The following is a 2,099-nucleotide window of genomic DNA, read 5'->3' on the forward strand; positions in this document are numbered from 1 at the left end:
TGCGCGGGCCCCGTCCGGCCACGCCCTCGCGCGCGCAGGTCCTGGAGGTCCTCGACGCCGCGGGCCTGCTGCCGGCGATCACGTTCATCTTCTCCCGCGCCGGCTGCGACGCGGCGGTGCAGCAGTGCCTGACGTGGGGCATCCGCCTCACCACGACCGAGGAGCAGCGCGAGATCCGCCGCCGCGTGGAGGAGCGCTGCGCGGAGATCCCCTCCGCGGACCTGGCGGTGCTGGGGTACTGGGAGTGGCTGGAGGGCCTCGAGCGCGGCCTGGCCGCCCACCACGCCGGGCTGCTGCCCACCTTCAAGGAAACCGTGGAGCACCTGTTCGCCGCCGGCCTGGTCAAGGCCGTCTTCGCCACCGAGACCCTCGCCCTGGGCGTCAACATGCCCGCGCGCTCGGTGGTGCTGGAGAAGCTCGTGAAGTGGAACGGGCAGGCCCACGTCGACGTCACCCCGGGGGAGTACACCCAGCTCACCGGCCGCGCCGGGCGCCGCGGCATCGACGTGGAGGGCCACGCGGTGGTGCTGTGGTCGCCGGGCACCGACCCGGAGGCCGTGGCCGGGCTGGCCTCCCGGCGCACCTACCCGCTGCGCTCCAGCTTCCGGCCCACCTACAACATGGCCGTCAACCTCGTCGCGCAGGTCGGGCGCCAGCCGGCCCGCGACATCCTGGAGACCTCCTTCGCGCAGTTCCAGGCCGACCGCGCCGTGGTGGGCCTGGCCAAGCGCATCCGCACCCAGCAGGAGGCCCTCGCCGGCTACCGCGAGGCCATGACCTGCCACCTGGGCGACTTCACCGGGTACTTCCGCCTGCGCCAGGCCCTGGGCGAGCGGGAGAAGGAGATGAGCCGCGCCAGCCAGGTGCAGCGCAGCGCCGAGGCCGCCACCTCCCTGGAGGGGCTGCGCCCCGGGGACGTGATCCGCCTGCCGTGGGGGCGCCGCGCCGGTTTCGCCGTCGTCGTCGACCCCGGCGCACCGCGCGGCTTCGACGGGCCGCAGCCGCGGGTGCTGACCTCCGACCGGCAGGTGAAGCTGATCAGCGCCACCGACCTGCCCGCCGCGGTGGAGCGGGTGGCGCGGGTGAAGGTCCCCAAGGACTTCAACTGGCGCAGCCCGCACGCCCGCCGCGACCTGGCCTCCAGCCTGCGCAACGCCCTGGCGGAGATCGGCGGCGGCGCCCCGCTGCCGGGCCGGGTGCGGCCGGCGTCGGCCGCCGAGCAGGACGAGACCCTGGCGCAGCTGCGCGCGGCGCTGCGCGCCCACCCCTGCCACGGCTGCACCGACCGCGAGGAGCACGCCCGCTGGGCGCTGCGGGAGGAGAAGCTGAGCCGGGAGACGCGCGCGCTGGCCAAGCGGGTGGAGAGCCGCACCGGCACCATCGCCCGCACCTTCGACCACGTGTGCGACCTGCTGGCCGAGCTCGGCTACCTCAGCGCCGACGGCTCCACGGTCACCGAGGAGGGCCGCCGGCTGCGGCGGCTGTACTCCGAGACCGACCTGCTGGTGGCGCAGTGCCTGCGCCGCGGCGCCTGGCGCGGCCTGGACGGGCCGGGGCTGGCGGCGGTGGTCTCGGCCCTGGTGCACGAGTCCCGCCGCGACGAGCTGGGCACGGGGGTGCGCCTGCCGCGGGGCACCGAGGAGGCGATGGCCGCCACGGTGCGGCTGTGGAGCGAGCTGACGGACCTGGAGGAGGCCCACCACGTGCCGCCGACCCGGGAACCGGACGCGGGCCTGGCCTGGGCGGTGCACCGCTGGGCGCGCGGGCACCGGCTGGAGGAGGTGCTGCGCGAGGCGGACCTGGCCGCCGGGGACTTCGTGCGCCGCTGCAAGCAGCTGGTGGACCTGCTGGACCAGATCGCCTCGGCCGCCGGTGACGACGCGCTGCGGGCGGTGGCGCGCCAGGCCCTGGACGGGGTGCGCCGCGGGGTGGTGGCCTACTCCTCGGTGGCCTGAGCGCCGGCCCCGGCGCCGGCCAGGGCGTCCAGCAGCCGCTGCACGCTGCTCTGCAGCCCCCAGCGCTGCGCCAGCACCGCCAGCACGCCCGGGTCGGCGGGGTCGAGCGGCAGGTGGTCGGCCACGTCGGCCACCGGCGCGTCG

At 76.6% G+C, this 2,099-nt stretch carries 1 protein-coding gene; it reads left to right on the top strand.

What is annotated here, in order from left to right; genetic code table 11:
• The coding region (locus ABEB16_RS04495) for a DEAD/DEAH box helicase (RefSeq protein WP_345711070.1) at window positions 1–1,955 on the top strand (1,955 nt) is incomplete at its 5' end.
• Between the last annotated feature and the right edge of the window lie 144 nt (window positions 1,956–2,099).

The organism is Kineococcus glutinatus (assembly GCF_039542765.1).
GTDB classification, from domain to species: Bacteria; Actinomycetota; Actinomycetes; order Actinomycetales; family Kineococcaceae; genus Kineococcus_A; species Kineococcus_A glutinatus.